This window comes from Streptomyces sp. 4F14, assembly GCF_048159485.1.
Classification (GTDB): Bacteria; Actinomycetota; Actinomycetes; order Streptomycetales; family Streptomycetaceae; genus Streptomyces.
Genome location: NZ_JBLRVY010000001.1, coordinates 218,124 through 241,747, shown reverse-complemented (window position 1 = coordinate 241,747; position 23,624 = coordinate 218,124). Strand labels below are relative to the sequence as shown.

At 71.3% G+C, this 23,624-nt stretch carries 23 protein-coding genes; 11 read left to right on the top strand and 12 right to left on the bottom strand.

Annotation, left to right across the window (positions count from 1 at the left end; genetic code table 11):
- Positions 1-19: 19 nt before the first annotated feature.
- On the top strand, positions 20-1,057 hold the full coding sequence (locus ACLZOT_RS00895) for a LacI family DNA-binding transcriptional regulator (RefSeq protein WP_416966691.1): 1,038 nt from the start codon (positions 20-22) through the stop codon (positions 1,055-1,057).
- Positions 1,054-2,832, top strand: a complete 1,779-nt coding sequence (locus ACLZOT_RS00890; RefSeq protein WP_416966690.1) for a DUF2264 domain-containing protein — start codon at positions 1,054-1,056, stop codon at positions 2,830-2,832. The genes ACLZOT_RS00895 and ACLZOT_RS00890 overlap by 4 nt, the downstream gene beginning before the upstream one ends.
- 231 nt (positions 2,833-3,063) lie before the next feature.
- Here ACLZOT_RS00890 and ACLZOT_RS00885 read toward each other — a convergent pair whose 3' ends face one another.
- Together ACLZOT_RS00885 and ACLZOT_RS00880 are read right to left on the bottom strand one after the other, a co-directional pair.
- Positions 3,064-3,519: a hypothetical protein gene (locus tag ACLZOT_RS00885; protein ID WP_416966689.1), complete on the bottom strand. Its 456-nt coding sequence runs from the start codon at positions 3,517-3,519 to the stop codon at positions 3,064-3,066.
- Between the two features lie 250 nt (positions 3,520-3,769).
- Positions 3,770-4,057, bottom strand: a complete 288-nt coding sequence (locus ACLZOT_RS00880) for a hypothetical protein (protein ID WP_416966688.1) — start codon at positions 4,055-4,057, stop codon at positions 3,770-3,772.
- 146 nt (positions 4,058-4,203) lie between these two features.
- Here ACLZOT_RS00880 and ACLZOT_RS00875 point away from each other — a divergent pair, with 146 nt between their 5' ends.
- The 3 genes from ACLZOT_RS00875 to ACLZOT_RS00865 all read left to right on the top strand — a co-directional run bounded on the left by ACLZOT_RS00875 (position 4,204) and on the right by ACLZOT_RS00865 (position 6,485).
- Positions 4,204-5,211 (top strand): Rieske 2Fe-2S domain-containing protein, encoded by a 1,008-nt coding sequence (locus ACLZOT_RS00875; RefSeq protein ID WP_416966687.1) that lies wholly within the window; start codon positions 4,204-4,206, stop codon positions 5,209-5,211.
- A gap of 29 nt (positions 5,212-5,240) precedes the next feature.
- On the top strand, positions 5,241-6,017 hold the full coding sequence (locus tag ACLZOT_RS00870; RefSeq protein ID WP_416966686.1) for a hypothetical protein: 777 nt from the start codon (positions 5,241-5,243) through the stop codon (positions 6,015-6,017).
- 90 nt (positions 6,018-6,107) lie between these two features.
- Positions 6,108-6,485, top strand: a complete 378-nt coding sequence (locus tag ACLZOT_RS00865; RefSeq protein ID WP_416966685.1) for a hypothetical protein — start codon at positions 6,108-6,110, stop codon at positions 6,483-6,485.
- Here the strand turns inward: ACLZOT_RS00865 and ACLZOT_RS00860 are convergent.
- Together ACLZOT_RS00860 and ACLZOT_RS00855 are read right to left on the bottom strand one after the other, a co-directional pair.
- A complete protein-coding gene (locus ACLZOT_RS00860; RefSeq protein WP_416966684.1) occupies positions 6,454-6,876 on the bottom strand; it encodes a hypothetical protein in 423 nt (140 codons plus the stop codon). The genes ACLZOT_RS00865 and ACLZOT_RS00860 overlap by 32 nt on opposite strands.
- A gap of 33 nt (positions 6,877-6,909) precedes the next feature.
- Positions 6,910-7,488 (bottom strand): DUF4240 domain-containing protein, encoded by a 579-nt coding sequence (locus ACLZOT_RS00855; RefSeq protein ID WP_416966683.1) that lies wholly within the window; start codon positions 7,486-7,488, stop codon positions 6,910-6,912.
- A gap of 170 nt (positions 7,489-7,658) precedes the next feature.
- On the opposite strand from ACLZOT_RS00855, the gene ACLZOT_RS00850 reads away from it, so the two are divergent.
- A complete protein-coding gene (locus ACLZOT_RS00850; protein ID WP_416966682.1) occupies positions 7,659-8,006 on the top strand; it encodes a hypothetical protein in 348 nt (115 codons plus the stop codon).
- A gap of 137 nt (positions 8,007-8,143) precedes the next feature.
- On the opposite strand, the gene ACLZOT_RS00845 is transcribed toward ACLZOT_RS00850, so the two are convergent.
- The 4 genes from ACLZOT_RS00845 to ACLZOT_RS00830 form a co-directional block, all read right to left on the bottom strand.
- Entirely contained in the window at positions 8,144-8,815 is a 672-nt protein-coding gene (locus ACLZOT_RS00845; RefSeq protein ID WP_416966681.1) for a hypothetical protein, read from the bottom strand.
- Between the two features lie 156 nt (positions 8,816-8,971).
- Complete coding sequence (locus ACLZOT_RS00840) at positions 8,972-10,555, bottom strand: SMI1/KNR4 family protein (RefSeq protein ID WP_416966680.1); 1,584 nt, start codon at positions 10,553-10,555, stop codon at positions 8,972-8,974.
- Positions 10,552-15,594 (bottom strand): DNA-binding protein, encoded by a 5,043-nt coding sequence (locus ACLZOT_RS00835; protein WP_416966679.1) that lies wholly within the window; start codon positions 15,592-15,594, stop codon positions 10,552-10,554. The genes ACLZOT_RS00840 and ACLZOT_RS00835 overlap by 4 nt, the downstream gene beginning before the upstream one ends.
- Positions 15,591-16,196 (bottom strand): DUF4132 domain-containing protein, encoded by a 606-nt coding sequence (locus ACLZOT_RS00830; protein ID WP_416966948.1) that lies wholly within the window; start codon positions 16,194-16,196, stop codon positions 15,591-15,593. Before ACLZOT_RS00830 ends, ACLZOT_RS00835 begins: the two co-directional genes overlap by 4 nt.
- A 306-nt stretch (positions 16,197-16,502) precedes the next feature.
- Between ACLZOT_RS00830 and ACLZOT_RS00825 the strand changes: the two genes are divergently transcribed.
- Positions 16,503-16,985 (top strand): hypothetical protein, encoded by a 483-nt coding sequence (locus ACLZOT_RS00825; RefSeq protein WP_416966678.1) that lies wholly within the window; start codon positions 16,503-16,505, stop codon positions 16,983-16,985.
- 84 nt (positions 16,986-17,069) lie between these two features.
- Here ACLZOT_RS00825 and ACLZOT_RS00820 read toward each other — a convergent pair whose 3' ends face one another.
- Positions 17,070-17,732: an O-methyltransferase gene (locus ACLZOT_RS00820; protein WP_416966677.1), complete on the bottom strand. Its 663-nt coding sequence runs from the start codon at positions 17,730-17,732 to the stop codon at positions 17,070-17,072.
- 66 nt (positions 17,733-17,798) lie between these two features.
- On the opposite strand from ACLZOT_RS00820, the gene ACLZOT_RS00815 reads away from it, so the two are divergent.
- On the top strand, positions 17,799-18,449 hold the full coding sequence (locus tag ACLZOT_RS00815; protein ID WP_416966676.1) for a TetR/AcrR family transcriptional regulator: 651 nt from the start codon (positions 17,799-17,801) through the stop codon (positions 18,447-18,449).
- A 125-nt stretch (positions 18,450-18,574) separates the two neighbouring features.
- Positions 18,575-18,955: a DUF6221 family protein gene (locus ACLZOT_RS00810; RefSeq protein ID WP_416966675.1), complete on the top strand. Its 381-nt coding sequence runs from the start codon at positions 18,575-18,577 to the stop codon at positions 18,953-18,955.
- Positions 18,956-19,274: 319 nt separating this feature from the next.
- Here ACLZOT_RS00810 and ACLZOT_RS00805 read toward each other — a convergent pair whose 3' ends face one another.
- Together ACLZOT_RS00805 and ACLZOT_RS00800 are read right to left on the bottom strand one after the other, a co-directional pair.
- Positions 19,275-19,736, bottom strand: coding sequence for a hypothetical protein (locus ACLZOT_RS00805; RefSeq protein WP_416966674.1), 462 nt, complete (start codon positions 19,734-19,736; stop codon positions 19,275-19,277).
- Positions 19,737-19,908: 172 nt separating this feature from the next.
- The gene (locus ACLZOT_RS00800) at positions 19,909-20,382 is read right to left on the bottom strand and encodes a hypothetical protein (protein ID WP_416966673.1); all 474 of its coding nucleotides are present in this window, start codon (positions 20,380-20,382) and stop codon (positions 19,909-19,911) included.
- A 249-nt stretch (positions 20,383-20,631) separates the two neighbouring features.
- On the opposite strand from ACLZOT_RS00800, the gene ACLZOT_RS00795 reads away from it, so the two are divergent.
- Together ACLZOT_RS00795 and ACLZOT_RS00790 are read left to right on the top strand one after the other, a co-directional pair.
- The gene (locus ACLZOT_RS00795; protein ID WP_416966672.1) at positions 20,632-21,657 is read left to right on the top strand and encodes a WD40 repeat domain-containing protein; all 1,026 of its coding nucleotides are present in this window, start codon (positions 20,632-20,634) and stop codon (positions 21,655-21,657) included.
- A complete protein-coding gene (locus ACLZOT_RS00790; RefSeq protein WP_416966671.1) occupies positions 21,654-22,154 on the top strand; it encodes a hypothetical protein in 501 nt (166 codons plus the stop codon). Before ACLZOT_RS00795 ends, ACLZOT_RS00790 begins: the two co-directional genes overlap by 4 nt.
- A gap of 288 nt (positions 22,155-22,442) precedes the next feature.
- Here the strand turns inward: ACLZOT_RS00790 and ACLZOT_RS00785 are convergent, their stop codons facing one another.
- Positions 22,443-23,567, bottom strand: a complete 1,125-nt coding sequence (locus ACLZOT_RS00785; RefSeq protein WP_416966670.1) for an FAD-dependent monooxygenase — start codon at positions 23,565-23,567, stop codon at positions 22,443-22,445.
- Between the last annotated feature and the right edge of the window lie 57 nt (positions 23,568-23,624).

Genomic DNA, 23,624 nt, shown 5'->3' with positions numbered 1-23,624 from the left:
CGATGACAGCGAGGGCACGATGACGGCGAGGGAACGGGTCACGATCCGCGAAGTGGCCGAGCGGGCCGGGGTGTCGGTGGCGACGGTGTCACGGGTGCTCTCCGGCAACTACCCGGTCCCGCCCGCCACCCGCGCCCGCGTCCTGCGGGCCGCCCGGGCGCTGGACTACGTCGCCAACGCGCACGCCCGCGCGCTGGTCGGCGGCGGCCGGAAGATGGTCGCCGTCGTCCTGCGCCAGGTCACCAGCCCCTTCTACGCCCATGTCGCCGAGGGCGTCGAGGCGGAGGCCGCCGACCGGGGCTGGCTGTGCCTGGTCGGTACGACCGGGGGTGATCCGCAGCGGGAGATGGACTTCGTGCAGCTCATGCGGGAGGAGGGGGCGCGGGTGGTGATCCTGGTCGGCGGGGTCGTCGAGGACGACGCGTACCGGGAGCGGGTCGCGCACTACGCGCAGGCGCTCAGCGCGTCGGGGGCCCGGCTCGTGCTGTGCGGACGGCCCTCGCCGGATCCCGAACTCCCCACGCTGGTCGTGGAGTTCGACAACCAGGCCGGGGCCCGCGCGATCACCGCGCATCTCCTGTCCGCCGGGCACCGCCGGATCGCCTTCCTCGGCGGGCTGCCGGGGAACACCGCCCTCGACGCGCGCGTGCGGGGGTACCGTGCGGCGCTCGCCGAGCACGGGTTGCCGCCGGGGGACGCGTACGTCGTCGACTGCGGGCTCGGGCGCGAGGCCGGGCGGCGCGCGATGGGGCAACTCCTGAGGGAGAGGCGGGAGTTCACGGCCGTCGTCGCCGGGGACGACATGGTCGCCGCCGGGGTGCTGCGGGCCGTCACCGAGGCCGGGCTCCGCGTACCTGACGATGTGTCGGTCGTCGGCTACAACGACATACCTCTGGCCGAGGACTTCAGCCCGCCGCTCACCACCGTCCGTACGCCGGCCGAGGAGTTGGGGCGTGCCGCCGTACGGCTCGCCGTGCGCGACGGAGGCGAGCATGGCGGGCGGCATCTGCTGGGGACCCATATCGTCGTCCGCGAGAGCGTGGGGCCGCCCGCGTGAGCGCCGACCGTGCGGTGTGGGAGGACGCGGCGGATCGGCTCCTCGACGCGCTCGTGCCGTATGCGACGCCCGGGTTCGCGCAGTACCGGCTGCCGGGGCGGACCGGGTACGCCGGGGTGTGGTCGGACGGGCTGGAGGGGTACGCGCGGTCGTTCCTGCTGGCCGCGTTCCGCATCGCGGGGGCTCGGGGGGTGGGGATGGAGGCGCTGATCTCGCGCTACGCCGCCGGGCTGGCCGCCGGGACCGATCCCTCGCATCCCGAGCACTGGCCGCCCATCACCGATCGGGGGCAGCCGATGGTGGAGGCCGCGTCCGTCGCCGTCGCGCTGCACGAGACGCGGGAGTGGCTGTGGGAGCTGCTGCCGGATGCCGTGCGGGGGCGGGTGGTCGAGTGGTTCAGCGGCTTCGTGGGAGCCGTCGTCAACGACTCCAACTGGCGGTTGTTCCAGGTGATCGTGGAGGAGTTCCTCGCGTCCGTGGGGGCCTTGTCCGACCGGGGGGAGATCGACGCCGGGCTCGCTCGGCTCGACGACTGGTATCGGGGCGAGGGGTGGTACACCGACGGGGACGGGCAGAAGTTCGACTACTACAACGCCTGGGCGTTGCATCTGTACCCCGTGCTGTGGGCCCGGATCGCGGGGGTGCGGGCGGATCCCGCCGTGGTCGCCCGGCACCGGGGGCGATTGCGGGAGTTCCTGGGGACGTACCAGTACTTCTTCGGGGGTGACGGTGCTCCTGTGCATCAAGGGCGGTCCTTGACGTATCGGTACGGTGTTGTCGCGCCGTTGTGGGCGGGGGTGCTGGCGGATGCGACCCCCTTGTCGCCGGGGCGGACCCGGCAGCTCGCCTCGGGGGCGTTGCGGCACTTCTCCGAGCGGCAAGTCCCGGACTCGGACGGGGTGTTGAGGCTCGGGTGGTACCGGGAGTTCCTGCCGGTGACCCAGCCGTACTCCGGGCCCGCCTCGCCCTACTGGGCCGCCAAGGCGTTCCTCGGGCTGCTGCTGCCGCCGGACCATCCCGTGTGGACCGCCCCCGAGGAGCCTCGGGACGACAAGGACCGGTGTCTGGTGCTGGGGGCTCCGGGGTGGCTGCTCCAGTCGACCGCCGCCGACGGGATCGTACGGCTCGTCAACCACGGCAGCGATCGGCTGGCGCCTGCGCCGGCTGTCTCCGAGGCCAATCCTCATTACACGCGGTTCGGCTATTCGTCGGTGACCGCGCCTGAGACTCCGCCGGGGGATCTGACGGGTGGGGTCGACAATCATCTGGCGGTGGGGGGTTCGCGCCGAGGGCGGATTCATCGGGTGGGGGTGGGGGCTTCGTGGCATGCGCCGGTGGGGGGTTCGGGCAGGGTCACCACGACGAGTGTCGTGCATCGGGCCTGGGAGGTTCGGGTGCATGCGGTGGAGGGGGCGGGGGGTGCCGTGGTGCGGGAAGGGGGGTGGGCTGTGGCCAGTGATGCGGCCGCGCCTGTGGGGTCGTGCGGGAAGGGGTGGGCTGTGGTGCGGCGGGAGGACGGGTTGACCAGTGCGGTGGTGTCGTTGTTGGGGGGTGTGCGGGAGGGTGGGGTGGTTTCGGGGGTGGGGCAGAACGCGTATGGGGTGTGGTCGGGGACGCCGGTGTTGGTGGGGGCGGGGGGGTTGTTGGTGACGCTGGTGGTGCTTACGGCGGATCCCGAGGTGGGGTGGTCGGGGGCTTGGGCCCGGGAGGTGGAAGGTGGGGTGGAGGTGGGGTTTCCGGATGGGCGGACGGAGGTGGTCGGGGGTGGGGGGTGAGGCCGTGGGGCGGGATCGCAGGGAAGCTGTGGTGGGTGCGGAAGTCGGTCAGGTTGTCGGGGCTCCGTCCTGCCCTGCGTCGGCAGCCACCCTCAACGCCCTCCGCGCGTCGTCGAGTCCGTGCCGATCGGCCAGTAAGTCGGCAAGCATGCGGGAGAATTCGCTCCTGAGCTGTACGCGTGCGCAGGCCGGTGATCGCGACCGCATCCGTTCCCGGACCACCTGTCCGCATCATGGCGGTGTTGGTGACACTGGTAGGAACGGTGTACTCGTCGGGCCAGAGCGTGCCGGCGAGGAACACGCGCGGACGGTGGACGCGGTGAGGCCGGTGCCGCCGACCAGCAGGACGAACCGGCCCGCGTCGAGGGCGGCGCGCAGCCGTTCGTCGAGGTCGCGCGGGACGTAGACGGGGAGATCTCCAAACGGGCAGGACACGTGGATCGCGGCGTGCACATCGAGGTGCCTCGGGGAGGTGTCCCGGACGCGGACCGCGTCGCGGGTGGCGGGCGGGGGCCCGGTCCTGGTGCGTTCGAACGCCGCCAGCCAAGGAGCCCAGTTCGCCCTGGGCGCACCGCAACCCTCAAGGAAATGGCGGAGGTTGCCCATCTCCCACGCCTCGCCCCTGACCAGGTCGGCGGCGGTGCTCTGCGGCATGCCGAGCTGCCGGAAGGAGAGTTCGCGCCGCACGCGCAACGCGTCGAGGCGCGCGCCGAGTTGTTCCGGAATGTCGAGTCGTCCCGATCAGCCACAAGCCCCTCCGCCGCGCTGAACTGGCCTCGCCCACAAGGGAACCGGCCGGTCCCGCCCGCACAGTCGGAGGTCAGTCATGCACTGGTTCACTGTCGTCCAGGCGGGCGGCAGCGTGTTCGCGTTCGTCGCGGGCGTCCTGTCCCTGGCGAAGGCGCTCGCCGAAAGGTCCCGGAAGCAGGGGCCCGGCTCACTCCGGGAGCGCCACCTGTCCCACCAGGTCGTGCCAGGCGCTCATCGGCAGCACGATGACGTGGGACCGGTTCGAGGACATGCGGACCAGGACCTCGTCCGCGTTCGGGGCGAGGGCGAACTCGACGTGTTCCTGGTCCCATTGGCCCATCGGGTAGTACCACTCCCGGCCGCCCGAGTCCTCGACCATGGCGGCCATCCCGACCTGGAGGGCGGCGACGAAGGGGGCGATCGCCTCCTGGGGGATCCTGACGGTGGCCGGTTCGCGTTCGGGGCCCTCGGGCACGGGCGTTCCCCTTTCCTGTGGTCACGCGGTACCTACCCAGAGAGCCGGGATCGTCACTCATGGCAATCGGACACGAGTCGCGGGTTTCCGCCAACTTCCTTGTACTCAGGGGTAGTTGAACGCTCCAGGATCGCTAACATCGCCGCATGCGATCACGGAGCAGACGCGATGACCTCACCCGCCTCCCGCGCGATCCGCGGGCGGACGCGTATCCGATGCCGAGCGTGCCGTACGGGTGGTACGCGGTGGCGCGGAGCCGGGAGTTGAGGGCGGGGCGGGTGGCGAGTCTGCACTACTTCGGGCGGGCGCTGATCGCGTTCCGCGGGGAGGACGGGCGGGCGGCGGTGCTGGACGCGCACTGTCCGCACTACGGGGCGCATCTGGGGGCGGGCGGGAAGGTCGTACGGGGTGCGGTGGAGTGCCCGTTCCACGGGTGGCGGTTCGGGGCGGACGGGCGGTGCGTCGAGGCGCCGTTCGCCCAGCGGGTTCCGAAGGTCGCGCTCGGCGGGTTCCCGGTGCGCGAGCACAGCGGGCTGGTGTTCGTGTACGTCGGCCCGGGCGAGCCCGAGTGGGAGGTGCCGGGGATCCCGGAGACCGCCGACCGGGGGTACGCGGCGCCGATCGAGGACACCTGCCGGGCCCGGGTGCATGTGCAGGAGATGCGGGAGAACATCGTCGACGAGTCCCACTTCCACTTCATCCACGGCCAGCCGGAGCCGCTGGCGCAGGAGTGGAAGGAGGACGGGCCGTTCGCGGAGGCGCGGGGGCGGATCGGGCGGCGGGTCCTGAAGTGGGACATCGACAACACCTTCGACGCGTTCATGTACGGGCCGGGGGTCATGGTCGTCCGTACGGAGGGGCCCGTGCTGTCCCTGACGGCCGTCGCGCTCAGCACGCCCGTCGACGAGCGCACCAGCGAGCTGCGGATGCTGTACTACCTCCGCAAGCCGCCCCGACTGCCCTTCCTGACACCGCTGTTGAAGCTCGTGTTCCGTACGCAGGCACTCGGCGAGGTGCGCGACGAGGTACGGATCTGGGACCACAAGGTCCATCTGCCGCGCCCGGTACTGCTGCCGCACGAGCAGGGGATTCGGGCGCTGCGGCGGTGGTACGCGCAGTTCTATCCGGCGGGCGGATCGAGGAGGAACCAGTAGTCCACCGTTGTCCTGTAATGCTTCGGGGCATGAAGCATCAGCAGGTCCTGGACAAGCTCGCCGCTCGGGAGATCGTCCAGGCGATGAATGAGGACGTGGCCCGGTGGACCGGCAGGCAGATGTCGTACCGTGGCCTGTCCCATGCGGAGGTCGAGCGGGCGGTGGTGCCGCCGCTCCTTGCTCGTTGGCGTTGCCTGCTCGACGACGCTGACGCGCCGGCCCAGGATGTCGGGTGGGTGGCGCTGGCCACCCTGCTGCACAAGTACGGGTTCCAGGACGGCGCCGTCACCACTGGAGCCCTCGCCTCGGTCGATGGGCTCAACCGTCGTGTCGTCCTGTCCGACGCGTTCGAAAGGCAGTCCCCCGCGATCAAGGCGTTGCTCCGGTCGGCGCCGACGCCGCTGACGCGTCGGCCGCGGAGTCCCCGGACGGTCACCTTCCTGCGCCCCGGCGACGTCGTCTCCGTCCGACTCGCCGGCCGCTTCCACGCCGCCTTCGTCCACGAGCTGCACGGCGCGAACGAGTTCCCGGTGATCGAGTTCTACGCCGGCTCCTTCTCCCGGGCGCCCACCATGGCACAGCTGGCGGACCGGCCGGCGGCCCGAGCGGGTGGCCGGGCCCGGTTCGGGGTCGTGGGCCTGACCTACCTGCCCGATCCCGCCCGCCAGGTGGTGGCACTGGCCTCGGGGCACTCCCAGGCCCCGTACGGAGACGGTCCTCAGGCAGGCGACGGTCTGTGGACCTTGACCGACATCATCGAGTTGCCTCAGGTCACGGCGGGGCTCTTCGACGCCGATCGGGAGTAGCGCTTCCCGAGCGGCCGTGGGGTCCGCCGCCGCAGGGCACGAGGGGCTGGTTGGATGTGGGCATGTCTGACGATAAGGAGAGACAGCGGAATGACCGAGTCGACGGCGGCCTCGTCGGCCGATGTGGCGCGAGCGCGGGCGGAGCTTGCGCTGCCCCTTCCGGCTCCGCTGGTGGCGTTGTGGAAGGTGGCGGACGGTTTGATGACTGACGCCGGCGTGACCGTGTACTCAGCCGGATGCATCGGCGAACGCAACGCCACCTACGAAGTGGCGGAGTACGCACCGGGTTTCCTGCTCATCGGCGATGACAGCGGGGGCCGCGGGTTTCTCCTGCGTGCCGACGCTCCGGACTCCGCCGTGTTCTCCTCCGATCTGGGCGACCTGAGTCCTGCGGGCTTCGAAGTCGAGTCCGTCGACTTCCCGTCCTGGATCGGCCTCACCCCTCGGGAAGTTCCCCCCGCTCGGTGATCATTCGCATCCACCCCTCCAGCGTGGCGACGAACTCGTCGAGATCGGACGTCGCGAAGGAGGCTCCCTCGTGATCCCAGTCAGGGTCGAGGACGACGATGCGGAAGCCGTGGCCGAAGTACCAGCCGGCGTCGATGCTGATCTCCCGGGCCTGTACGCCGCCTTTCCGCAGCGCTTCCTGCTCGGTCAGCCACGGTGGTCGTACGGTGCGTGCCCAGTACAGGTCCTCGGAGTCGTTGACCTCGACTCTTCCATCTGGGAGGCGCCGGGCCAGCAGGGTGTTGTAGACGATGTTCCAGCCCATGGGGACGCGCAGCGGGAGCAGACTCCAGTTCTCGGAGAAGGCCGTGGCCAGCGGGGATTGGGGCGGAAGTCTGAAGATCGCGTCCATATGCCGTCAGCGTAGTCAGGGATATGTCTGGGGTCAGTCGAGGAAGAGCGCTGCGAGGCGTGGGAGACGGCGCCTCAACTGTTCTGTGTCTTCGGGGTCCCGGTTCCATTCCTCGCCCAGCGGCTTGTCCGGACGCGCCATGTCTCGTAGCGCGGTCTCGACCGCCGCATCGAGTGAGTCGGTCTCCCCCTGGATTCTCTGGTATGCGTCCGAGATCAGATAGCTCACACACTCGTAGCCGATCCAGCCGCCTTCCTTACGGCTCATGCGGGTGACCGTAGGCAAGTCGGCGAGAGTGTCGGAATTTTCCACCGCGCGACCGAATGTGTCCCGCCCGAGGAGGATCAGCCCGCCACGGAAGTCCATGAACCCGTCACTCGTACAGCTGCCTTCAATCAAGTAGGCGGCCATGCACAGAGAATGCCGATACGCCGAGTCCTCCACCTCGACGTACTTGACGTAGAAGTCGATGATCTCGGCCGGCTCAAGCGCGGCAAGGACATCGACCAGCGCCTCAGGCAGTGGATCATCCGGCAGATCACGATCGTCGGCGCGGTCACCGACCGCGGCCCGAGCGCTGTCGACGAGCCCCCACCAAGCGTTCATGTCCATGCCGGTGATCGTAGACACGGCCCCACGGTCACCAGGCTCGGTGGAACCACGTAATCCGCCACTGAAGTTCCCGCCGGGAGAGCATCCGAGGGGGCGTCCGGGGCGAGAGTGGGCCTTACCGGGCCGTGGTCGATCCGGTCCGGAGGCCGTGGGGTTCAGGAGGTACACACGTGTCGGATCATTGGGTTGAGGATCTGGTGGAGCAGTCCGTCCGCCTCCTCGATTCCCGCTACCCGGCGGACGACCTGCAGGTGCGGTGCTGGATCGGCGCTCTGTACCGGGTTCAGGCCCAGCACGACTGCTCGTTCACGCACCTCCGGGTGATGGACATACTCCTCCGGCGGGGCTTCGCGGTCCGGTTCCCGCCGGTCGAGCATCCCGACTGTCGCGAGGTTCCGCTTATCGACGTACTCCAGGCCATCGAGGCGGCAGGAGAAGCGTCAGGCGACCGCACCCTGATCGCCGACTGGCGCGAACTGGAGCCCGACCTCTGCGACTTGTACGGCCTGGGAGTCTGACGGCGATGCGAACCGACGTACTGCTCGACACCCCGCTCACCACGGGAACGGTGACCGTGGAGGTCCAGGCCCGGGTGGAGAGGTTCCGCACCTCGCAGGACGGGGCCGTCGAGGTGCGTTGACGCGACGGCCCCGCGTCACTCGTGCCCCGCCTCGGGGTGCAGTTCCGCGTACACCCGCGCGAACTCGAAGGGGTACTCCACGCACGCCTCTCCAGCCAGGCACTGGGCGGCGTGCCGGCGCATGCGGGGGCCGTAGGTCCTGTGGTCGATCAGGTCCGAGTAGGTCTTCCGTTTGGGCAGGTCCAGGAGGTCGGCCGTGTCGGCGAGGTAGACGTCGAAGCCCGGGTACATGAGTCCGAGGTAGGGCATGTCGTCCAGGTCGAGGGCGAACACCGGGTACTCGCCCTCCTCGTCCGGTTCGGTCACGGCGAGGATCCGTCGTGAGTCCGAGCCGCCGGGGAGGAGGAAGCACTCCGGCAGACGCCCGGACAGCCACGCGAACTCCGTGCCCCAGAACTGGCCCATCTCGTCCGAGATGAGTTCGTCCAGCGGTCGCGGCGCGAACTCGCCGTCGGGAGTGAACCAGTCATGCCGCTCCAGCAGGCTGGTGTCGTACGCCAGCCAGGCGCGCAGGCTCGGCGACAGCGGGCGGCCGGACGGGAACGCGGCGGCCGCGAGCCTGTCCTCGGGCAGGGGCCGGGGGACGCCGCCCGTCACCCAGGGCACGTTCGCGTACGACAGCGCGCTGGCCGCCGGATCGCGCCGGACCACTTCGAGGACCCGCTCGGTCAGTGGAACTCCGTGCATGGGGTTCACCTTCTTTTCGTTCGTCATGGCGTTCTGACAGGAGATTTCACCCCTCGGTGCTGGCGGAGTAGCCGCGGTGGGGTCGTCGGGTGGACGCGCTTCACCTGGCGCCGTTCAGCAAGTCTTCCGCCTGGGCAGCCGTAGGCGTCATGGCGCTCATGGGCATCCTCGCCCCGCGTGTCCCCTGCGGACGGCGTCCAGGACGTCCCGCCCGTCGTGGTGGGCGGCACGCCAGTCGGGCCAGCGGTCCCCCGCCACCGCGGCAAGCAGGGCGAAGACCTCGCCGACCCGGTCGGCCGCCACGGCCAGGGCGCACAGGCGGTCGACGAGGTCCGTGGGCGCGCTGCCGTCGGCGGCTGCCGTGTGCAGGGCCCGTACGAGCGCCACGGTGACGGCGTCGCGGTCCACGGCGGTGAGGTCGTCGGTGAGCAGCTCGTCGAGCGCTTCCACGGTGGCGGGCAGCGCGGTGAGGTCGAGGAGCGGGCCCAGTTCGGGCAGGCGGTCGAGGACCGGGCGGCGGTGTTCGTCGGCGGCATGGGTGAGGGTGTGCAGCACCACCCACCGGTCGACGGGGAGGCGTTCCGGGTGTGGCCAGGCGGCGGGAGCGGTCGGCGGGTCCGCGCCGAGCATCACCGAGGCCAGGACCAGGTGGACCGGGCTGCGCTGTGCTTCCGGCATGTTCCGTTCGGCGTCGAGGAGTTGTTGCCAGCGCCCGGCCAGGACCAGTGCCGTGGGCAGGCTCCGGGTCCCGCCCGACGCCTCGGTGAACTCGACGATCCGCTCGCGGGCGGCCGGGTCGGGTGCGCTGCGCAGGAGTTCCTCCCGTATCAGCCCCGCGAGGTAGGGCCTGAAGGTGCCGTACCGGTGTCCCCTGAGGCCGCCGTACTCCTCGGGGGACAGCAGTCGCCGCCCGGCCTCCGCGACGGCGGCGAGGTCGAGCCGGTCGCAGGCCCGTTCGGACTCCGCCCGCCGTACCTCGTGGCGGAGCCAGTCCACCGTCAGGTCGAGGAAGTCCGCCGGGGCCGGGTCCGCGACCCCGTCCACCGGGGCGGGAAACCACGGCAGTTCGACGAGGGTCCGCCAGTTCTGCACGTCGGCGAACTCCCGGAACGCGAGGGCGTCGTAGCGGTCGTCCGCCGGTTCCTTCAGCTGTCCGTCGTAGCCGAAGCTGTCCAGCCAGACCGTGCCCGCCCAGGGGCCGTTGAGGACGAGCCGGGCCAGCAGGTGGCTCCGGGTCGCGCCCAGGACCAGGGTGCCGTCGTCGGGGCCGGCGCCTTCCGGGAGGTCGTAGAAGGCCCGTGCCGGGTCGTCGAACTGGGCGTAGAACTCGCCCGGTCCGGCCTCGAAGAAGTCGGTGCCTTCCGTCTCCTCCCACTCGGTGATCTCGTCCGGTCTCCCGGCCCAGGACTCGTGCAGCGGGAACGGCCTGCGGTAGCCGGGGTCGTCCTCCTTCCCGAAGGGCTGGGCGGCGTACCGCATCAGCCCGTGCCCGGGATCGCCGAACTCCAGCAGGTAGCGGCGGTAGTTCTCCGGCAGGCGCAGCCCGTTGCGGGCCTCGAACGCGGTCACCTCGGCCTCGTCGAGCGGTGTGAACGCCCCGCGCCACGCCTCGCCGCCGCCCGGCCGCAACGCGTCCCACCGTGTGAGCAGTTCGCGTATCCGGGTCAGCCGCCGGTCGATCTGTTCGCCGTCCAGGGGCCGTCGGGGCGCGGGATCCTCAACCATCTTGCGTTCTGTCATCGGCGGTGGCCTCTCTTCGTCTTCAGTTGCCCGAGGCGCGGCACATCGCCCTCCCTGATCCGCCGCCAGGCCCTGCGGTACAGATCGGGGGCCGGTTCGGTCGGTACGAGCCGGCCCACGCGGACCTCGGCGAGTTCGCCGTACAGCGGCAGCTTCCACCGCTCCAGCGGCAGGCGCGGGAACGGCAGTGCCTCCCAGGCGCCCGGCAGGAACAGCGAGCGGCCCGCGCGGCTGCGGCTCGCTTCCACCACGAGGTCGGTGGCGGCGAGTTCGGTGCGGGCGGCTGTGAGGCGGGCGGGTTTCCAGCCGGTCCAGCGGGCCGTGTCGCGGTCGGTGGGGTCGGGCATCGCGAGGAGCATCAGGTAGAGGGCGGCGGCGTCCTCGCCGAGGCCGTACTCCTTCGCCGCCTCGGTCACCAGGTCCGGTACGGAACGGGTGGGGTCCTGCGGATACCAGGTGCCGTCCTTGCCGCGCTCGCCCGCGACCGGGTCGCCCGGGTCGGCGAGCTGGGCCGCGAAGTGCGGGGCGCGGGCGAGACGCAGGGCCACCTCCGCCGGGAACGGGGCCCCCTCCCGGGCGAAGCGCAGCGCGGGCAGGTACGGGTCCTGGCCGGCCTCGTCGAGGAGGGCGACGTGCAGGGCGGGGGCGGGCTGGTCGTCGAGCGTGGCCATGACGACCGCGCCGTACCGTTCGTAGCCCGTCGTGACCTCGGTGGGCCGGCCGGCCGCCTTGCGGAAGTCGGACAGACGGACGTACTCGACGAGGTCGAGGAGCAGGCCGGGGTGGGCCAGCCGGTCCCGTAGCGCGGTGAGGGCGGCGGGCAGCGCGGCGCGGATCGGGTCGCCGGCGGGCAGGCGGTGTGCGAGCCAGGCGGCCACGACGACCGTGTCGATGAGGGTGGCCGCGGTGAAACCGACGGCGTCCTCGTCGACCGGCCGGGCCCGGTCCCCGGTGACCGTCCACTCCAGGTCCCGGCTCAGGCGGGGTTCGGAGGCGGGGTCGAGGAGCGCAGCGAGCATCCAGTGCTCGGCGTTCAGGACGCGCCGCGCCTCGCCGAGCAGCGCCTCGGGCAGGACGGCGCGCTTGCCGACCTCGCTGTTCCAGACCTCCGCGGCGGCCGCCGTGTCGGGGCCGTCCGTCCACAGCCGGGCCGGGTCGCGGGGCAGCAGTGCGGCTGCGACGGCCCTGAGGACCGGGGCGTCGATGGCGCGCAGTTCGTCCTTGGCCAGGGTCGCGTCCGTCACCTTCACGCGGAGTACGGCCCGTGCCTCGGGGGTGAGGAACGACCGGTCGTCGCTGTCCATCTGCGGCAGTCCGGCCACGATCAGCCGGGCCATGGTCGGGGTGACGCCGGTGAGCCGGGCGAACTCCTCGGCCGCAGCCGGGATCCACGGGGCCGGTCCGCGCCGGTCCACCTCGGTGAGGAACGCCGTGAGCCAGCCGGCCTCACGGTCCTCGCCGACCGGGGAGGTGGCGGTGAGCGTGTAGGGGGCGGGGGCCTCGAAACGGCCGGACGGGTCGTGGAAGAGCGCCGTGAGGTCGCAGCCGTGCCTCTCGTGGCTCGACGCGCACCGGGTGACCGCGAGGAAGGCGCCGCCGTCCAGCGGCAGGACGCCCGTCCGGCTTCCGTCGCGCCGCTCGCCGTCCGCGGTGCGCAGTCGGTGCGCGTCGAGGTGGAGGGAGACCCGGCGCCACGATTCCCCCGAGGCCAGCCCGAGCGCGTCGAACTCCCGCAGCAGCGTCACCAGGGCCTCCCGGTGCTCCGGCGCGGTGGTGGGCGACACGGCCCGCAACGCCGTCGCCGCGAGGAAGCCTGCCGTGGGCTCCTCGTCCAGGTAACCGCCGGGGAGTTCACGGCCGTCGAGGTGCAGGCGTACGGCGGGGGTGGGCTCGTGGGACACGCTCGCGGGCTGCGCGGCGAGGGCATCGGCCGCGGACGAGGCAAGTACGGGGCCGTCGGCGGGGCGTACGGGCGCGTCGGCCGCAGACACGGCCGGTGCGAGATCACCGGCAAGGCATACGGGTATGTCGGCCCCGGACACAGCCGGTGCTGGGTCGGTGGCAAGGCATACGGGCGCGTCGGCCGCAGACGCCGCCGGTACGAGATCGCCAGCGGGCCGTACGGACGCGTCAGCCCCGCGCAACGCCCGCCCCAGCGCCCGCAGCCGCCGGAAGACGTTGTCCCGGTCGGCCGTGTACTGGTACCACCCGTGCCCACGGGAGCCGTCGAGGCCGTTGAGCGCCTCGCGCAGCAGCCGGTCGGACGGGCCGGCGGGGCCCTCCTTCTCGCCGGCGCCGGAGAGTTCCCCGGTCAGCCGGGTCGCCGCCGTGTGGAAGACCTTCTGCTGCTCGGCGGCGTACCGCAGCACACCGGTGATGCCCGCGCGCAGTGCGCTGTCGGTGACCTCCGGCAGCAACTCCCTTACGGCGGCCTCTGGTTCGGCCGCTTCGAGCAGTGCCCGCGCCGTGTCCTCGGTTATCCGGCGCAGGGCATCGGAGCCGCGCGGGTCCCGGGGGCGCAGGCAGTGCCAGTACCGCAGCGGCGGCAGGATGGGGGTGCCCGCCGCGAAGACGCCGGGGGGTCCGTCCACGCTCGCGGAGGCGTTCACGGTTCCGTCCGGGTCGACGAGTTCGATACGCCAGCCGTCCCGGACGACGGCCGTGAGCCGCTCGGCGCCGGGGAACCGGATCGCGGCGTACGGCATCCCCCGCTCCTCGGGCACGGTGACCCGGCGTCCGGCCAGGTCCTCGCCGTACCAGGAGTGGTCGGGCCGGCGTCCCGCACGCCAGCCGAGCAGGCCGTCCACCGGGACACCGGCGGGGGTGGGCTCGTCGTAGGGGTAGGGGGCCAGTGAGCCCGGCGACCAGGAGCCGTCGGCCCCCGTGAGGAAGGCGGGCGCGCTCGGGCGGCCGAGTCGCCCGGTCGCCGGGTCGTACTCCAGCCACTCCCCTCCCCAGACCCAGTAGGACGTGCCGTCCCCGAGGAGGCCGGCCTCGGCGGGCACGGTGGTGTCGCCTCGGCGCAGGACGCCGGCGCCGGTGGTCCGGCCACCGCCGGGCAGGGGCAGGGTCGGGACGCCGGCGCCCTCCAGGTACCAGTTCATCTGGATGCCCCGGATGGCGCGGGTGCCCTCCAGGGTCAGGATCCGGTCGGGGTCGTGGTGCCAGTACCCGTACAGCTGCTGGTCGTAGGTGCCCCAGTGGACGAGCAGTTCACCGTCCACGAAGTGGATCCCGGGGTGGCCGTAGGTTCCCCGGGACGGCAGCCGCAGGTCGTGGGTGAGCACGGTGCCCTCGGTGCCGATGACCCGGACCTGTGCGGGACCGGCGGTGATGAGGTGCGGCCAGGCGTCGGCGACGTACAGGTCCTCGACGTTCCGGCCGCGGACGAGGTCGCGGGCCGCCTCCTCCCAGGCGGGCCAGCCGAGTTCGTCGATGAGCCCGGCCCTGAGCGTGCGGGCGAGGAGCGGGGCGAGGTCGGTGGCGGCGACCTCCCGCATCGCGTCCGGGGCGAGTCTGAGGGCCTCGCCGGGGAGCCAGGCCAGCCGACTCGTCTCGTCGGGGAGGCCGGGCAGTCCGGTGGTGGTCGCGCGCCGCGCCACCTCGCGCACCCAGTCGGCCAGCATCGGCCGTCCGCCGGGCGACTGGGCGAGGACGCGGATCGTGTCGAGGTCGTCCTCGGTGTCGCCGAAGGTGTCGGCGGCCTCGTGGAAGGCGTGCCGGAACCGTTCGTCGGCGGCGAGGGCGAGGAGGTCGCGCCGGTCGTCGCCCTTCGCCCAGCGGCGTGGTTCGACCTGGTGGTGGATGCCGGCGGGCACGTCGAGGGTGAGCAGCAGGTCCAGGAGGTCCAGATCGTGCCCCGCCCGCAACTCCCCTCCCGTATCGGCGAGTTCGGCGCGCAGTCGGTCGGCGGACAGTTCCGTGATCCGGTACAGAGTGGGGAGTTGGGTGGGCTCGTGGTAACTCTGCGCCTGCGCCTGGAACTTCAGGAAGCGGACGAACCAGCCGGCGGTGCCGTCCCGCGGGCGCTCCGCGTCGGGCAGCGTGTCGTCCCAGAGCCCCGCGAGAGCCCCGGACTCCTCCAGGAGGTCCAGCCACAGCAGCAGTACGGCGCGGTCGCCGGAGTCGGGCATGACGTCCAGCAGCCTGCCCCGCACCTCGGGTTCACGCCGGGCGACGGCGACGACGGCCGTGCGGTGGCTCTTCCACCAGCCCGGCGCCGCCTTCGCCGTGACGGGCAGCGCCAACAGGTCGGCCACGTACGCCTGTTCGGCCGCGTCCCCGTCCGCACCGGCCGCGCGGACCAGCCTGCGGACGTCGGCCGCGAGCCGGGCGGACGGTACGAGTCCGCCCGCGGTGCGCCGTACGCACAGGCGGGTGAAGCGTTCCAGGGCCTCGGCCGCCGGGACCCGGGCGGCCAGCTCCCTGGCGTACCCCGACAGCGCGTTCGCCGTGAGTGCGCCGGCGAGGGCGAACTCCAGGAAGACGGCGTCCCAGCGCTCCTCGTCGACGGTGAGCCCGTGCTCGGCCTCGGCGTCGCGGGCCCGGCCGAACATCTGCCCGGCGTACGTGGGGTTGCCCGCCGACAGGAAGACGCGGCCCGCCTGTTCGTAGAAGGTGGGCAGGAAGTGCGGTACGGCGGCGGCCAGTTGCCGGGCCGTCTCCCGGTAGGCGTTCAGGGCGGCCTTCGGCCTGGTCCTCGCCCGGCGCGCGATCCGCTCCAACTCGGGGACGACGTCCAGGGCTTGCCGTCCGTCCTCGGGGTGGTGCACCAGCACCCACGCCGGGAAGCCGAGCGCCTGCCGCGCCCCCAGCCCGACCTCGACCGGCTCCCCGTCCGGTGCGAGGCCGAGGTGACCGACGGCCTCGTCCTCCGCCGCGCCCAACTCCCCCGGGACCAGACGCACGACCACTCGGTCGTCCAGTGCCGGGTGCGTGTACGACCGTGCCGTCCACGGCACCGCCCGCTCGCCGGCGCCCTCCGTACCGAGCGGCAGCACGGCCCCGGCCGCCAGCAGTTCCTCGTACGCCCCGCTCACGCGCCCGTCCCCTCGTCGATCACACGTCCGGCATACAGCGCCGCCGCCATCCGCACCCCCTCCGACCAGGCCACCGAGCCGACCTCGGCCGGCCGCAGCGTCCCGCCGTCCGGCTCGTGCCAGGTCAGCGGGCCGGTCGACACCTCCCCGATCCGCACCGCGGCCTCGACGGTGTACGCCCCGTCGCGCACCCGGCGGACTGCCCGGGCACCCGGCACCCGGTGGCCGAGGAAGGTGGCACGCGCGGCCAGCACCGCGCGGGTCGGGAACCGTCCCCCGGCGAACTCCGGGACCTGCGTCGCCCTGGCGTCCAGATCCGCCGGCTTGCGCCAGACCGCCCGGTGGAGCTGCTCGACGCCCTGCGCGATCCCCAGCTCGGCCGCGAACTCCCGCAGGTCGTCGCGGTCCGGCAGCAGCGCCGGGTGCGGGAAGGTCACGGTCCGCGGGGACAGCCGTACGGGCTCGCCGTCGAGGTCGACCACGCGCGGCCCGCCCGCCTCCGTGACGTCCCCCTCGTCCGGGTCGTCGCCGACCACCATCAGGTCCCGCGGCGGCGACCGCCGGCCCGACCTGGCCCTGGCCGCCACCCGGCCTTCCACCAGCGCGACTTCGTACGCGTCGCCCACCGGCCCCCGCCTTCCGTATCGACCTCATGCCGTGCGCCAGGGTCCGGCGCTCGGTGTGACGACGAGCGGAACGTGTAGGAGCAGCCACCGGCGATCGTCCGGGCTCACCTCTCCGGCCTACGCCGAGTCAAGCTCTGTGGGCTGGGGCGACGCATCCGGGGAACCACGTAGTCGCGGTACGTACTACCGGCCGGTCACCGCTGGTCGTTTCGGTGAGCTCGCAGCCCTCGGTCCTGCGCCTGTAGCCTGCGGAAATGGCCGATTCGGCAGGAGAAGCGGTACGTGCCCCTTGACGACCAGGACGTCTGGGATCTGCTCCGGCGCCTCGACGATCCGAACCACCTGGAGTTTCCACGCGGGTACGATCACGCCGCCGCGCGAGCAAGGTTCGACCGGCTCGCGGGCCGCCTCGACCGGCGCTTCCGGTGCACGTGCAGCGTCGACCGAGGCGTCCAGGACGCCAGCCACCACGGGACGATCGTCATCCCCGACACCGCCGCGGCCAGCGGGGAACGCATCACCGTGATCGTAAGCAACTTCGGGAACTCGGCAGCCGTGACCCTGGGCAATCCCGGCAGCTACGGCGAGGACGAGGAGAACGTCCTCTTCGAGAACGCCGACCGTCGGCGCATCGACGACGAACTCAAGGCTCTCGGTTACACGAACGTCTCCGAGCACCTGCTCCGGGCTCGATACGACGGCGTGAGCGGACTCGGCTCCTCCGCCCGTCGGACCTGGTGGGACCGCTTCTTCGACTACCTGTGAGATCGCTTCGAGCGGCGAGGGCAGTGGAGATGCGCGGGCGCGGCAGTTCGTCTCGATCCGGCCGGGCGTGCTTCGCCGCGCCGCTCAGAGGCGGCAGCTGATCTCCATGCCGTCCTCGACGGGGAACGTCACGCTCTGGTATCCGTTCGCCGGGTCGCGTACGTAGTCGAGGTACGGTCGCAGACCGCTCAGGTCGACGTCGTCGGCCACGACGAGCGTGCCGGGCCGCAGGCGCGGTTCGAGAAGCCGCAGGACGGGCAGGCACAGCTCTTTCCAGCCGTCCAGCAGGACGAAGTCAGCGGGGTCGTCGAGGCTGCGGAGGGTGTCGCGGGCGTCTCCCTCCAGGACGGTGATCAGGTCGTCCAGGCCGGTCTCGGTGAAGGTCCGGCGGGTCGCGGCGATCTTGTCCTTGCTGAGTTCCGTGGTGATGACGCGTCCGGTGCCGTTGTCCCGTACGGCCGCGGCCAGGTACAGCGTGGAGATCCCGAAGGACATGCCGAACTCGACGACCGTGGCCGGGCGGACGGCCCGGACCAGGTTGTACAGCAGTTCCCCGCCTCTGGCGGAGACCGGCATGTAGACCTCCGCCACGGCGTCGGCCCGCTCCTGGGGTGTCAGCGGCGCGAACCCCCCGGGCAGTTGGGCGCTGACGCGTGCGGCAGTGACTTCGTCCTGCTCGGCCTGCTCGAACATCCGGCCGAGGGCCGCCTCGATGCGGGGGTCGGCGAGTGTGTGCGTGTGTGTCATGAGAGCTAGAGTAGACGCAACGTTGCGTCCTGCCTAGAGGCGATACTCTGACCGACGGGAGGCGAAATGGCATCTGCGACAAACGCCGCCGAGGCGAGCAGCACCGGCGGATCGGGGCGGCGTCACCACGGCAACCGGCACGGACGCAGCGAACAGGCCCGGCTGGCAGTACTGCACGTGGCCGACGGCCTGCTCGTCGAGAAGGGTTTCGCGGGCGTCACGATGGAGGGCATCGCCGCACGGGCCGGTGTGGCCAAGCAGACCATCTACCGCTGGTGGAAGAGCAAGACCGACGTCCTGATGGACGCCTTCCTCCAGGACGCGACCGAGGACCTCACGGCTCCCGACTCCGGCGACATCGCCCTCGACCTCCGCGACTATCTGCGCCGACTGGCGTGGTTCCTCAGTGAGTCCGACTCCGGCGCCGTCTTCAAGGCGCTGATCGCCCAGGCACAGCACGATCCGGTGTTCGCCCAGGACTTCCGGTCCCGATACCTCGACGGGCAACGCCGCCGCGACCGGCTGCCGTTGGAGCGGGCCGTGGACAGGGGCCAGCTGCCTGCGGACCTCGACATGGCGGCCGAGACGGACCAGCTCGTAGGCCCTCTCTACTACCGCGTGCTGGTGACCGACGAACCGATCAGCCCCGAATTCACCGACGGGCTCGTCGACGCGTTCCTGCGACGGCACAAGTTGACGACGCGGACGAAGTCCTGACCGATCAGCACGCCCAGGGACTGTGGGATGCCGTGAGCAGTGTTTCCGATCAGCCAGTAGACCGATGATCGCCCGCGCCATGCACATCAGGCGACCGGGCTCGGCTCATCGCCCAGGATGACCCCATGAGCCAAGACCTGGTGACGTTCCTCCACGCGCGGCTGGATGAAGAGGCCGAACTGGCCCGACGCTGCAACAGCGGCGGCGACGGGGAGTGGACCGCTCACGGGCACACCGTCGACTTCCGCCGAAGAGAACTCCCGGGCTTCCACCCTGCGATCGCCCTGCACGTGGCGCTGCACGACCCGGCTCGCGTTCTACGGGAGGTCGAAGCCAAGCAACGCGTGCTCGCCCGCCATCTGCTCAGTCCCGCTACGGGCGACCCCGAACTACCGTGGGACAACCGCGATGACTGCCAATACGACGGCGAGAGCTGGCCATGCGACGACCTGCTCGACCTTGCCTCGGTATACGCCGATCACCCTGACTACCCGCGGCGACCCTGAGACGGAGATCTACAGGGCAGCCTTGGGGAAGAGGTGCTCCAGCGCAGTAGCGGAGAGGGGTGGTGGTGACCTTGGGCGCGTCTCACCCCACCGGCAGGGCTGCATAGTTGGGCGAAATCGCCATCTCCATGCCTTGGTGCGTCGTTTGACCCGTGGTGGTCGTCAGAACGCGGGGTTCACGCGGTCCGTCACATCACGGATCGCCACTGTGTCCAGGTAAGCGTGCGCCCGCGCCACGAGGCCCCGGTGGAAGGTGAGCACCCAGCAGGAGTCGTTGCGGTACAGCCGGCCGTCGAGCGCGATCGCTTCGCCGCGGCGATCACTTCGCCCCGTCGAGCAGGAACAGCAGCTCGCCGCCCGAGTTCAGGGCGCCCTCGACGAAGGTCGGTAGCTCGTTACCGAGGAGCCACTCTGCCTCTTCGGCGTCATCGTCGTCACCGCTCGGGAGGAGTGCGTGGTTGTCGTGGATTCGGGCAGGGTCGAATCCGGTGAGTTCGGCGTGGATGCGGTTGAGGTCGGGTTTCGAGGCGAGCAGGGGGATGGGCCAGGGGTCTGTGTCGGGACAGGGGAAGGCCCAGCGGCGTCCCCACAGGTCGCCGAGTGTCGTCAACTGCCAGGCGTGGAACGCCTCGTCGAGTCGGTGCCGGCCGCGTCCCGGCAGGGTCAGCGCGCCGAGCGGGGTACCGAGAACGGGGCCGAGGAGTTCCAGGAGCCAGGTGTATCCGCCGGGGCGGGACGGGTCGAGCCGGCCGGTGATGATCTCCCGGAGTGCGGGTTCCACCTCGGACGCGTCCGTGGCCCGTAGGAGCGCGCGGGCTTTCGTGAGTTCCCCGATGCTGTCGAGGGCGGTCCGGACGAGCGTGTCGTCGTGGGAGCCGACGATCCCGAGGAAGGTGTCCTTGTCGATCGCGTACGCGGACAGGTGCCGCTCTGCCGTCTCGCCGTCTCTTCGCTCATGTGTCGTAACAGCCGTCCCAGGGAGGGTAGAAGCCCAGACCGTCCGGGTGGAGCTCCGCGCCCACGCCGCCGTCGTCTTCGTCCTGCTCCTCCACGACCAGGCCGAACAGGGCACCCTCGAACCGAACCTCGAAGGGCGCGATCACGATGTCCCGGTACTGCCGTTCGGGCAGCGCGTCCAGCCACTCACCGAGCAGCTGCTCGGCAGCGGCGGTCGCCTTCTGCTCCCCCTCCGCCGTGGTGCCGGTGAACTGGATACGTGAGTCCAGGTGCCGGCCGGCCTCGTCGAACCGATGGAGTACGGCACACCAGCGCTTCTGGGCCTGCCAGTCGTCGCCGTCCCAGTCACTCCAGCCCTCGGGAAAGGCCGCGGTGACCGAGGCGAAGAACTGACCGCCCTGCCAGCGCCCGATGGTGCTCGTGCGGTAGTCGGGCTCGTGGCTGATCGGGATGACGTCGGGAACGCTCATGGAGGAAACCTAGTCGGTGCTTCGGACAGTGGGGATGCCGACGCCGACGAGGTCTCCAACACGATCCAAGGACCTCAAGCATCCTCGTCCTCGCTGGTCAGAGGCCACCTGGCACTTCTCGGCCACTTGCCGGACAGCCCACTTCGCACCAGTGTGAGGCCGGTCGGGCAAGGGTTCCCGGCTCGTCCGTTACGTATGCGGTTACGTGGTTTCACGGAACGGGTCTCCGGCAGCTCTACCATCTCGTTCATGTCCGATGCCCCCCGCACTGACCTGGCATCCCGCCTCCGCTCCACCCTGACCGGCCACGAACACGGCGTCTGGTCGCTGGCGGCCGCCGTGGTCGACGGCCGACCCGTCGCCGTCACCGGCAGTCACGACGAGACGGTCCGGATCTGGGACCTCGGCGATGGCCGGCCCGTGGGCGGACCCCTGGTCGGCCACAACGGCTTGTCGCGCAACGGCGAAGTATGGGCAGTCGCGACAGCCGTGGTCGACGGCCGCCCCGTCGCCCTGTCCGGTGGCGGGAGCGACCTCATACAGATGTGGGACCTGGCGACGGGCCTGCACCTCGGCGAACCGCTGGACGACACCGTCGGCCGGATGTGCGCGGTGGCCACAACTGTGGTGGACGGGCGCCCCGTTGCTGTCACCGGTCATGCCGACGGTGGCGTACGGGTATGGGACCTGGCCGGCCGGGAGCAGATCGGTGAGCGTCTGCCGGGCCACACCGGCTGGGTGGAGGCGGTGGCGACAGCTGTGGTGGGCGGCCGGCCCGTCGCAGTCACCGGCGGCAACGACAGAACCGTACGCGTGTGGGACCTGACCGACCGGACGCCGGTCGGTGAGCCTTTGGAGGGCCACACCGACGAGGTACGCGCCGCGGCGGCAGCCGTGATCGACGGTCGTGCCATCGCCGTCACCGGTGACCTCGACGGAGCGGTACGGGTATGGGACCTGGCCACCGGCCGGCCCGCGGCCGAACCGCTGGACGTGCGCTCCGAGGTGGGCTCGGTGACGACGGCGGTGGTGGGAGGCCGTCTCGTCGCCCTGATCGGCAGTGGAGACGGGACGGTGCGGATCTGGGACCCGGTCACCGGCCGGCCCATCGGTGAATCCCTGAAGGGTCACAACGGCATGGTCCGGGGAGCGGCGACCACCGTGGTGGACGGCCGGCCCGTCGCGGTCACCGGCGGCAACGACAGAACCGTACGGGTATGGGACCTGACCCACGCGGTCCGGACGGAACGGGCAGGTGAGACGCTGTCGCCGTGACGGAACGGAAGACTTTTCGGACGCATCTACGACAGGCCGCCACCGGCATCCTGGAGCGCGTCCCCGATCAGTTGAAGCGTGAGATATACGTCCTGGCTTTCAACATCTGGCGTGCAGATGCCGACAACCGCCGCCCGTACGTGGACATCGGCTACAACACGGAGAGCCGGTACGAGGAGCAGTCGCGCGGGGATTCCGATCACTGGGAGGTGCGCTGGAACCATGCCTTCTGGATCCTTGAGGGCTTCGACAAGCTCGGCAACGTCCCTGAGGACCCGGTCGGTGCCCCGCTCCACGAGGAGGAGGCCAGGAACCTGGGCATCTGGTACGACGGCGAGTTCGATCTCGCCCGTCACCTCCACGCGAGCGGCACCATCGAGAGGGTCTTCGGCCGCCCCCTGCCCGTGGTCGTGTTCGACATGGACTGCCCGGGCTGGGAGGAAGAGGCCACGAGGGCCGCCAATCCGGCCGCACTGATCGAGGACTTCTTGGCGTGAGTCCGGTCTCCGGCACGTTCGCGAGTACGGCCGCTCAGCGTCTCAGCCTGAGTCCCAGGCTCCCGAACAACCACAAGGCACTGGTCGACGAACTCCGAGTCCTCCTCATCGAACCCGAGCCGCTCATCAGCCCGCTGGACCTCCGACGCCTCCTCGAACCAGTCGGCCACCGACACGCAAGTCCTCCCAGGCGATGTTCAGCCCCGCATCGTCTCAGTCCGGCTCTGTTCGGCTGAACTGCGGGACCGTCTGACACTCCCCGGGGAGAAACCGGCCGAGCCTGCGAGCTCAGAGGGTCAGCGCGTTCTTCGCTCGGTCGATCGACTCCTCGGAAGCGGGGCCGTTCTCGTTCTCGGTGGCCAGGGACTGGTTGAGGGTGACGAAGGGGCGCATCCGGGACTCGTAGTGGGTGAAGGCGGCCCGGTGGTCCGGGGTTTCGGCGAGGGCTTCGGCCAGGACGTACGCGCCGGTGAGGGAGAGGCTCGTCCCCTGGCCGGACAGGGGCGACGGGCAGTGGGCGGCGTCTCCGAGGAGGCCGATCCGGCCGTGGGACCAGGAGGGCATACGGATCTGGGCCATGGCGTCGCAGTAGAAGTCGGGGGCGGTCGCGGCGGCCTTCGCGAGGCGGGGGCCGCCCTCCCAGGGCAGGGCGTCGAGTCCCGCCACGACGAGCCGACGCAGGTCCTCACCGGGGGTCGGCGAGCCGGGGGCCGGGGAGCCAGGCGCCGGGTGACCCGGGGTCGGGAAGCCGAAGGCGACGCGGAGTTCCGTGTTGTCGCGTACGGGCATGAGCCCGAACCCGGTGTCGCCGGCGCGCAGCCACAGCTGCCAGTTGTCGAGGCCGAGGAAGTTGTCCGCGCCGAACACGGCGAGATGGGTGCCGAGGGGGTGGGCGAACCGCGCCTCGGGGCCGAAGGCGAGGCGGCGGACGGTGGAGTGCAGGCCGTCGGCGCCGATGACGAGGTCGAAGCGGCGGGCCGGGGCGCGGGCGAAGTCGACGTGGACGGCGTCGTCGTGTTCGGTGAGGGCGGTGACGGTGTCGCCGAAGACGTACTCGACGTGGGCGCGCGTCAGGTCGTACACCATCCGGACCAGGTCCTCGCGCAGGAGTTCCAGGTCGGCGCTGTCGAGCCGGCCGCTGCTGTACGTCGATTCCTCGGTGCGGTGGATCTCGTTGCCCTCGGGGTCGAGGACCGACATGCCACGCATGCGGGTGCGGGCGGCGCGGGCCTGGTCGAGCAGGCCCAGGCGGGCGGTGACGTCGAGGGCGACGCCGCGGATGTCGATGGCCTGGCCGCCTGTGCGAAGGGTGTCGGCACGCTCCACGACGGTCGGGGCGAAACCACGGCGCTGGAGGAAGTGGGCGAGGGCGGGACCGGCGATTCCGGCGCCGGAGATGAGGACGGTACGCATGGGCGGTCTCCTTCGTACGATGTACGCAGGACCGTACGGCGGCTGTTCAAGTCCTTC

What these genes read in the sequence shown, in the direction of transcription:
- ACLZOT_RS00895 (WP_416966691.1), top strand. Translation starts at nt 20, where the DNA reads ATGACGGCGAGGGAACGGGTCACGATCCGCGAAGTGGCCGAGCGGGCC.
- ACLZOT_RS00875 (WP_416966687.1), top strand. Translation starts at nt 4,204, where the DNA reads ATGCGATCACGGAGCAGACGCGATGACCTCACCCGCCTCCCGCGCGAT.
- ACLZOT_RS00870 (WP_416966686.1), top strand. Translation starts at nt 5,241, where the DNA reads ATGAAGCATCAGCAGGTCCTGGACAAGCTCGCCGCTCGGGAGATCGTC.
- ACLZOT_RS00865 (WP_416966685.1), top strand. Translation starts at nt 6,108, where the DNA reads ATGACCGAGTCGACGGCGGCCTCGTCGGCCGATGTGGCGCGAGCGCGG.
- ACLZOT_RS00860 (WP_416966684.1), bottom strand. Translation starts at nt 6,876, where the DNA reads ATGGACGCGATCTTCAGACTTCCGCCCCAATCCCCGCTGGCCACGGCC.
- ACLZOT_RS00855 (WP_416966683.1), bottom strand. Translation starts at nt 7,488, where the DNA reads ATGGACATGAACGCTTGGTGGGGGCTCGTCGACAGCGCTCGGGCCGCG.
- ACLZOT_RS00845 (WP_416966681.1), bottom strand. Translation starts at nt 8,815, where the DNA reads ATGCACGGAGTTCCACTGACCGAGCGGGTCCTCGAAGTGGTCCGGCGC.
- ACLZOT_RS00840 (WP_416966680.1), bottom strand. Translation starts at nt 10,555, where the DNA reads ATGACAGAACGCAAGATGGTTGAGGATCCCGCGCCCCGACGGCCCCTG.
- ACLZOT_RS00820 (WP_416966677.1), bottom strand. Translation starts at nt 17,732, where the DNA reads ATGACACACACGCACACACTCGCCGACCCCCGCATCGAGGCGGCCCTC.
- ACLZOT_RS00815 (WP_416966676.1), top strand. Translation starts at nt 17,799, where the DNA reads ATGGCATCTGCGACAAACGCCGCCGAGGCGAGCAGCACCGGCGGATCG.
- ACLZOT_RS00810 (WP_416966675.1), top strand. Translation starts at nt 18,575, where the DNA reads ATGAGCCAAGACCTGGTGACGTTCCTCCACGCGCGGCTGGATGAAGAG.
- ACLZOT_RS00800 (WP_416966673.1), bottom strand. Translation starts at nt 20,382, where the DNA reads ATGAGCGTTCCCGACGTCATCCCGATCAGCCACGAGCCCGACTACCGC.
- ACLZOT_RS00795 (WP_416966672.1), top strand. Translation starts at nt 20,632, where the DNA reads ATGTCCGATGCCCCCCGCACTGACCTGGCATCCCGCCTCCGCTCCACC.
- ACLZOT_RS00785 (WP_416966670.1), bottom strand. Translation starts at nt 23,567, where the DNA reads ATGCGTACCGTCCTCATCTCCGGCGCCGGAATCGCCGGTCCCGCCCTC.